At 67.6% G+C, this 8,039-nt stretch carries 8 protein-coding genes; all 8 read left to right on the plus strand.

Annotated elements, in window-relative coordinates; translation table 11 throughout:
* Positions 1 to 689, plus strand: a 689-nt coding sequence (locus Q8Q85_14530) for an ATP-binding protein (GenBank protein MDP3775472.1), incomplete at its 5' end; no start/stop codon positions are given.
* The gene (locus tag Q8Q85_14535; GenBank protein MDP3775473.1) at positions 686 to 2,116 is read left to right on the plus strand and encodes a sigma-54 dependent transcriptional regulator; all 1,431 of its coding nucleotides are present in this window, start codon (positions 686 to 688) and stop codon (positions 2,114 to 2,116) included. The genes Q8Q85_14530 and Q8Q85_14535, both read left to right, overlap by 4 nt.
* Entirely contained in the window at positions 2,113 to 2,760 is a 648-nt protein-coding gene (locus Q8Q85_14540) for a carboxypeptidase regulatory-like domain-containing protein (protein ID MDP3775474.1), read from the plus strand. Before Q8Q85_14535 ends, Q8Q85_14540 begins: the two co-directional genes overlap by 4 nt.
* 243 nt (positions 2,761 to 3,003) lie before the next feature.
* Positions 3,004 to 4,359 (plus strand): hypothetical protein, encoded by a 1,356-nt coding sequence (locus Q8Q85_14545; protein MDP3775475.1) that lies wholly within the window; start codon positions 3,004 to 3,006, stop codon positions 4,357 to 4,359.
* Between the two features lie 4 nt (positions 4,360 to 4,363).
* Positions 4,364 to 4,981, plus strand: a complete 618-nt coding sequence (locus Q8Q85_14550) for a hypothetical protein (GenBank protein MDP3775476.1) — start codon at positions 4,364 to 4,366, stop codon at positions 4,979 to 4,981.
* A 102-nt stretch (positions 4,982 to 5,083) separates the two neighbouring features.
* Positions 5,084 to 7,099, plus strand: coding sequence for a universal stress protein (locus tag Q8Q85_14555; GenBank protein MDP3775477.1), 2,016 nt, complete (start codon positions 5,084 to 5,086; stop codon positions 7,097 to 7,099).
* A complete protein-coding gene (locus tag Q8Q85_14560) occupies positions 7,096 to 7,812 on the plus strand; it encodes a hypothetical protein (GenBank protein ID MDP3775478.1) in 717 nt (238 codons plus the stop codon). Before Q8Q85_14555 ends, Q8Q85_14560 begins: the two co-directional genes overlap by 4 nt.
* The coding region (locus Q8Q85_14565) for a hypothetical protein (protein MDP3775479.1) at positions 7,809 to 8,039 on the plus strand (231 nt) is incomplete at its 3' end. The genes Q8Q85_14560 and Q8Q85_14565, both read left to right, overlap by 4 nt.

Below are 8,039 nucleotides of genomic sequence, written 5' to 3' on the forward strand. Positions count from 1 at the left end.
GGCTCGCCGCGGTGGGGACGTTGGCGGCCGGCGTGGCGCACGAGATCAACAACCCGTGCGGGATCATCCTCAATCGGATTGAGTGCGTGGCCCAGGACGTGGAGGCCCGCTGCGAGGAGTGCTTCGCGCTGCGCGACCTCGAAGTGATTCGCCAGAACGCCTCGCGCGTGGCGACCATCGCGCGCGGTCTCCTGGATCTGTCGCGGGAGGAAGAGGAGCCGACAGCCGAGGTCTCGCTCGGTGACCTGGTGGCGCGCGTGGCCACGTTCGCGGGTGCCGAGTTCCGCGCGGGAGGGGTCGCCCTCGAGGTCAGCCCTGCACCTCGGCCAACCTTCGTCGTGGGCAACGAGTCGCGGTTGGAGCAGCTGGTGCTGAATCTGTTGCTTAACGGGCTCCAGGCGACGCCGTCAGGCGGCCGCATCCGCGTCGCCGTCTCAACGCACCGCGCCGGGGCCGTGGTCCTGGAGGTGACCGACACCGGCTGCGGGATCGCGCAGGACAGCCTGGAGCGGATCTTCGAGCCCTTCTATTCAACCCAGCGAAACAGCGGAGGCACGGGTCTCGGGCTCGCCGTCGTGCAGAACATCGCGGCCGGACACCGGGCTCGGATTCTGGTGGAGAGCGAGCCCGGTCGAGGCAGCACCTTCCGCGTCATCTTCCCCGGGGCCGACCGAGGCGCGCGACCATGAAGGCCACGGTCCTCATCGTCGATGACGAGCCAGCCGTGCTGGAGAACTGCGAGCGGCTGCTCCGACCCCACGGGCTGGACTGCGTGACCCTGGGCGACAGCGCCAGGTTCCGGGAGACCTTCCGTACCACGGAACCCGATCTCGTGCTCTGCGACCTTAAGATGCCGGGCAAGGACGGTTTCGCGCTCCTGGCGGAGGCCCTGGAGGAGGACCCCGAGGTCCCGGTGATCGTGCTCACGGCCTACGCGACGCTCGAGTCGGCCGTGCGCGCCATCAAGGCCGGCGCGTTCGACTACCTGGCCAAACCGTTCACGGGAGATCAGCTGGCCATCACGGTCGGACACGCCGTCCGCCAGCGGTCGCTCGCGCGCGAGAATCGGCGCCTGCGGCACGAGGTGGCGGCCGCCCGCGGCCTGGACGAGATCATAGGCGATAGCGCCGCGATCCAGGAAGTCATCACCAGGGTGCGGCGGATCGCGCCCACCGATGCCGGCGTCTTCATCACGGGCGAGAGCGGCACCGGCAAGGAGCAGATTGCCCGTGCCATGCACCGCCTAAGCCACCGGGCCGAAGGTCCCTTCGTTCCAGTGGACTGCGCTGCGCTCCCGGAGACTCTGCTCGAGAACGAGCTTTTCGGGCACGAGAAGGGCGCGTTCACGGGCGCGGCGAACCGCAAGTCCGGCCTGCTCGAGCAGGCGTTTCGCGGCACGCTGTTCCTCGACGAGATCACGGAGTTGCCCCTCACCCTCCAGGCCAAGCTGCTGCGCGTTCTCCAGGAGCGAGAGTTTCGGCGCCTGGGGGGCGACAAAGTGATCCCGGCCGATTTCCGCGTAGTCGCCGCGACCAACCGTAACCCGGAGGACATGGTCGCCAGGGGCACCCTGCGAGAAGATCTCTACTATCGGCTGAACGTGATCCCCCTTGCCCTGCCGCCGCTGCGCGAACGGAGCGGCGACGTGCCCTTGCTGTTTCGGGTGTTTCTCGACCGGTTCGCGCGGCAGCTAGGCAGACCGCCGGTCAAGCCAGACGACGCGGCGCTGAAGTCACTCCAGCGCTACTACTGGCCAGGCAACGTCCGCGAGCTGAAGAACCTCGCGGAGAGGTTGGCGGTCATGTGCGAATCCGGACCCATCGGCCTGGACGCGCTACCCGAGAAGGTGCGCAGCGCGGCAGCCATGATGGAGCCGATCTTCCCGGGTGTCTCGGACGCCGGCGAAGCGCTCCCGCTGCGTTCGGCGGAAGCCACCTGGCGAAGGGCCTTCTATGAGGCATACCTGTCCAGGCTGCTCCGCCACAGCGGCGGCAACGTTTCGCGCGCCGCCCGAGCCGCCGGCGTGAGCAGGAGGACGTTCCAGCGCCTGCTCCAGCAGTACCCCGAGGCGCGTGGTGGAGCCGCGGAGACACTGACCGAGAGTGAAGTGAGATGAAGGCGCCCGTGGCCTGGGTCCTGGCCAGCCTGATCGCGACGCCGGCGGCACTCGACGCCCAGGGCGACACGGTCCGCGCGACGGCGACCGTGGTGGGAACCGTTGAGGTGGACGGCTTCGCGTCACGGTGGGCGACCGCCGTGTACGCCGAGAGCCAGTCCGCAGGTCCGCCAACGCCCGGCTCCCCGGTCATCATGGACCAGCACGGGCTACGGTTTAGGCCTTCCGTCGTCGCCGTGCCTGTGGGAGCGACGGTGGTGTTCCGAAACGGCGACCCCGTGGTCCACAACATCTTCAGCCCCGGTCTGTTGGGCGCTGCAAACGCGGAGGGCGGCTCGTTCGACCTCGGACGGTTCTTCCCTGGCACGGAGGCACGACACAGGGCCGAGGGCGCGGGCGTCCTGCTGATCCTGTGCCGTCTTCATCCGGAAATGGCGGCGTACGTCGTCGTCGCTCCGACACGAGCCGTCACGGTCACCGACAGCATGGGGCGCTTCGTGCTGACCGGCTTGCCGCCGGGCCCCGCCACACTGCGTTTCTGGCACCCCCTCCGCGCCCCGGCGACGATTCGCGTTGATCTCGAGCCAGGGCGCACCAGCGTGGTCAACATCCGGCTTCCCCGGCTTCCTGTGACGTCCAGGTAGTCGTCCCGTGGATGACGATCACTGCGGGCCTCCCCGCGCGCTTCCTGTCACACGTGCGCGCTTCGCGACGCACTCCGAGCGACTGCCCGGAGCCGGACCGCAGAAGCATCCGCACACGCAACTCACGGAGCGGCCGGCAGTTCACTCGCCTCGGCGCGCGTGAGAACGGGCCGGTACGCTCCTTGCGTTCCTGGTCGCTAGAGCGAGCAGATCCATACCGCACTTCGGCCAGGGAGGTGGAACGTGTACCCGAGAAGTTTGCCCAAACCCGCCGCGATCGTCTTGGTCCTCGCCGTGGCCGAGGGAAGCCTGGTTCAAGACGCAGGAAGCATTCCGGCCTTCGCCCGGAAGTACGGCACCAGTTGCCAGACCTGTCACGTGATGCCCCCCCGACTCAACGCCTACGGCGAGGCGTTCCGGCTCAACGGCTATCAGCTCCCTCAGGGGGACGCCGACCTGGTGCGTGACGAGCCCCTGCCGATGGGGGCGCCGGGCTGGCGCGACCTGTTCCCGAACGCCGTCTGGCCCGGCTCCATCTCCGGCATGCCGCCGATTGCGATGCGCGTGATCGCCGATTACGAGACCCGCTCGCACGCCAACTCGAACTTCGAGTTTCCCCACGAGATCGAGCTGTTGATGGGGGGGACGTTCGGCGCGGGCATCGGGTTCTATCTCGAATCTGAGTGGCAGCCGGGTTCCGGCGCGCTGATCCAGCAGACCTTCGTGAAGTTCCAGGACGTACTGGGCGCCCTGAGGGTACCCAATCGACTGCTGAACGTGTGGGTGGGCAAGTTCGATCAGAACCTCTTGCCGAGCTACCGGAATCTGGACCGCGTCTACAAGAATCACCCGCTGTGGGGCAACCGGCGGATCGCGGATCTTCGAGTCGACAGCGCGGGCACGAACAGGACGTCGGCGACCCAGTTCAGGCCACAGGACAAGCAGCCGGGCATCGAGCTCAACGGCATCGTCGGGCGTCGGCTGGGCTACGGCCTAGGCGTCGTACAAGGCATCGAGGCCACCCGGGACGTGGACAACCACAAGGACCTGTACTACACGCTCCGAACCAAGCTCGGCGGCCGTGCCCTCGACGGCACGCTCGGTGCGGGGCCCGTCGGGACCATCCAGCCCGGACCGAGCGGGAGCTGGGTCGACAACGCTCTCCAGCTCGAGCACTTCGGGTACTTCGGGCGTCAGGGAAACGATGAGTTCCGGCGGTTCGGCCTCGCAGCCCGCCTGACCCATGGCAATCTCGACGCCTCGGCCGGCTACGTGTGGGGCTCGCATGATCAACCCTGGTCCAACGCAGGGACTGCGGAATTCCGGTCATGGTTCGGACGCGCGGACTACATGGTCTTCCCCTGGCTGATGGCATCGATGCGGTTGGAGGACCTGCGGATCACGCCGGATCTGCCGGCGGGGTGGCAGGTCACGGCGGGCCGGCAGCAGGACCTGCGGCGCGTATTGCCCGCGCTGATCATGTTGGTGCGTGCCAACATGCGAATCACGCTCGAAGAAGAGTACTACACTCGCGATGCCTCGGTCGCGGAGGATCAGCGACGGCACGCCTTCTGGGCGCGGCTGGACTTCGCTTTCTGAGACCGTGGCGCGCCGACGCATGACGCTGCGCCCGGCGCCCGTGCTGCTGCTGCTGGCGCTCGGCGGCGCGGGTGCCGTCACCGCCCAAGACGTGAGCGGCCGCATCGTCGGCGCTCCGCGCTCGGGTGGGGCGGTGCTGGTGGTCTACCTCGCCGGCAGCGCGCGCGCCACGACTCCCTCGCCGGAGGCAACGATCGCGCAGCGACAGAAGACTTTCGTGCCACACGTCCTCCCGGTCGCCGTCGGTACGACGGTCGGTTTCCTGAACGAGGATTCCTTCCTCCACAACCTGCACGCCTACCAGGATCGACGCACCGTCTTCAACCGAGCGCAGCCGGCGTTTCTGCGGCTGATCCGCCACACCTTCAGCCGCGAGGGCACGGTGATGCTCCTCTGCGATCTGCACCCCGAAATGGAGGCGTTCATCGTCGTCACACCGAGCCCCTGGTTCAGCGGCGTGGCGGGCGATGGCACATTCACGCTCCGGAACGTGACGCCGGGATCCTATACGCTCGTGGTGTGGGACCAGCGCCGCCGGGGCACCGCAGTCGAGCAGCCACTCCTCGTCGGTCCCGCAGGGCTGACTGGCGTGACCATACGGCTGCCGTCCGGCAGCCCGTAACCGGCGCGTCTCCAAGGCTTGACAGTCGTCGCCGCCGAGGCCCATACTCGGGCGTGCCGCTCCCCTTTTACAACTGAAAAGGTTCGTCTCACGCGAGGGCCGATGTACCGCGAGATCTTCCTACCCGTGGACAACTCCCAGCACTCGGACTGGGCGGTCAATCGTGCGATCGAACTGTGCCGGCGATCGGGGGGCCGTATCACCGGCAATCACGTGTACGCGGCCCGGCTCCACGACGTCCGCTTCCGCCAGCTCGAGACCGGACTTCCCGCCCAGTTCCAGACCCCCGCGGAGATCAAGAAGCAGCGCAAGATCCACGACAAGCTGATCGAGAAGGGCCTCCAGCTCATTGCCGACAGCTTTCTCGACCAGCTCGGCAAGCGGTGCGAGGCCGCGGGCGTCAAGCTGACACGCCAGCTGCTCGAGGGGATCAACTACGAAGAGATCGTGAACGAGGTCAACCGGGGCGAGGGCCGGCTGCCGGGGCTGATCGGCTTCGAACCCAATCGCGCGGCGGGTTACGACGGCGGCGAGAAGGGCCGCAGCGACGTGAAGCTCGGTGACGACGGGCACCTAGTGGCCGAGGACGAGGACCAGGCCGCGCGGCTGGTCGGCACGTCGCAGCGCCAGTACGACCTCGTCGCGTTCGGCGCGCACGGGCTGGGCCGGCAGGCATACTCGCAGCTCGGCGGCGTGGTCGCCCGCTCGCTCCGCGGAATCGAGAAGGACATGCTGATCGTCCGCGACGACCGGGCCTTCGAGGGCGGCCGGTTCATGGTCTGCGTGGACGGATCCTCGTACAGCTACCAGGCGATGCGCGCGGCGCTCGAGCTCGCGCAGGAGTTCGGCGGGTCGCTCTACGTGGGCAGCGCCTTCGACGTCGAGTACCACCACATCGTCTTCAACAACATCAAGGACGTGCTCTCCGTGCAGGCCTCGAAGGTCTTCAAGTTCGAGGAGCAGGAGGAGCTGCACAACAACATCATCGACAAGGGTCTCCTCAAGCTCTGCCAGGCCAACATCAAGCGGGCCGAGGCTATGGCGCAGGAGTTCCCCGACGTCCCGATCACGACGCAGATCCTGATCGGCAAGCCGTTCCAGGTGATCATGCAGTGGGCGGAAGAGATCAAGCCCTCGCTCCTGGTGATCGCGCGGCACGGGGCGCACCGGGTCGAGAACACCCAGCTCGGCTCGCAGGCCGAGAACCTGGTGCGCCTCGCGCCGTGCAACATGCTCATGACCGGCACGGTCGGCATCAGGCCGGAAGACATCCCGTGGATCGAGGAGGACGGCCAGGCAGGGCTGCCGTGGGCGCCCGATGCCGAGGTCCGGATCCTCCGCGTGCCGCCGTTCGCGCAGGGCATCGCGCGCCGGGCGGTCGAGGAGTACGTCCTCGAGTTTGGCGGCGGCCTGGCGCAGATCGTCACGAACAAGTGGCTGGACGACGCCATCCGGAAGCTCCTGCCCACCCACATGCAGATGATCATGGGGATCGGTGACGCCGAGGAGCTCGCGCACGCCGAGCTGAAGGCCCAGGAGCAGATGGCGAAGACCCTCGTCCTGGGCAGCGAGGACGACGGCGAGCCGGCCGGGGCCACGATCGAGACGAAGTGTCCGGTGCCGCCTTACCATGTCGCCACCCGGGCACGGACGGCGGCCGATCCGCCGGTGTGGACCGGGGAGGCGTTCGAACGCCTGAAGGTGGTCCCGTTGATCGCGCGGCCGCTGGCCCGGAGCACCGTGGAGCGGTTTGCCAAGAACCACGACCTGTGGCGCATTACGACCAGCGTCATGGACGAGAACAAGCAGGCGATGATCGAGGCCGACGAGTTCGACGCCGAAACGATGATGGGGATGTTCCGGGAGCTGCGCGCCCGTCAGATCCGCGCGGAAGCCGAAGGCGGCGACGCGCTGTCCCCCGAGATGCGCCAATTCATCGAGGAGGCGAAGAAGTCGGGCGTGACGCGCTGCCCGATCCGAGACATCGAAGAGAAGATGACCGAGTGCCCGGTGGACTTCAAAGCGGTATCCCCGGCCGACGCCAAGGCGGCGGTCGAGCAATTCATGCGGCAGCAGGCCGAGCGGGTCGGCGCCGCGCCCCTGGAGGAGAAGGCATGACCGACGTTGAGGTGCGGGTCGGACAGCGGATGGAGATCGTGGGTGGGGTGGCGCGCCTCGTGGACAATGGCGAGGTGATCCGCGAATTCGAGATCCAGGAACTGCCGCAGAACTTCATCCAGTGGCAGCTCGACTACAAGCGGCGCGTGTACGACGCGATCGAGAAGGACGAGTACATCGCCTTCAACGCCGGGCATCTGCCGGTGGTCGCCACGCTGAACGATGAAGGCATCATCCCGAACCTGGCCAACAAGGGGATCGGCTTCACGCCCAAGGACGAGCACATCGAGCACTACGTGAAGTTCGTCGAAGACGCCGTCGAGCAGATCATCAAGCTGCCGCCGCATGCCGTTGACGAGACGCGCGCGATGCGCATCGGAACCGCGCGCGAGTTCTACGCCCATCCCGAGCACATCGACTGGCGCCGGCTCGGCCTGCTCGAGATCTTCGAGGGCGAGACGTACAAGAACCTGACGAAGCGCCCGCTGGCTTCGGTGCTGTGGACCGGCGATTCGCCGGTGTTCGTCAGCTTCCAGGTGGACTGCGCGGTCGAGATCATTCCGAAAGAAGATCCCCGCTACCGCTTCTCGTGGGCGATGCGCCGGCTCTTCGAGTACGAGCCGTTCCACGTGGTGCAGACCATCTTCCCCTACGCCTACACCTTCTGGGTGGTCGGCGCGCACGACAAGACGCCCAAGCGCCGCCACAAGTGAGGGCGGCCGCATCGGCGGTGGGGTCGGGGACGGGGCCGAGCGTCCTTCTCGCCACGGAGCGGGAAGCGCCCGCGGGGGAATACCTCCCCCACGTCGTGGCCTGGAACCTCACGCGGCGCTGCAACCTCCGCTGCTCCCACTGCTACATCTCGGCCGGCCCGTCGGAGACCGCCGAGGGCGAGCTCGACACCGCGGCGTGCCGCCGCGTCATCGACCAGCTGCTCGCA

The organism is Gemmatimonadales bacterium, assembly GCA_030697825.1.
Lineage (GTDB): Bacteria > Gemmatimonadota > Gemmatimonadetes > Gemmatimonadales > JACORV01 > JACORV01.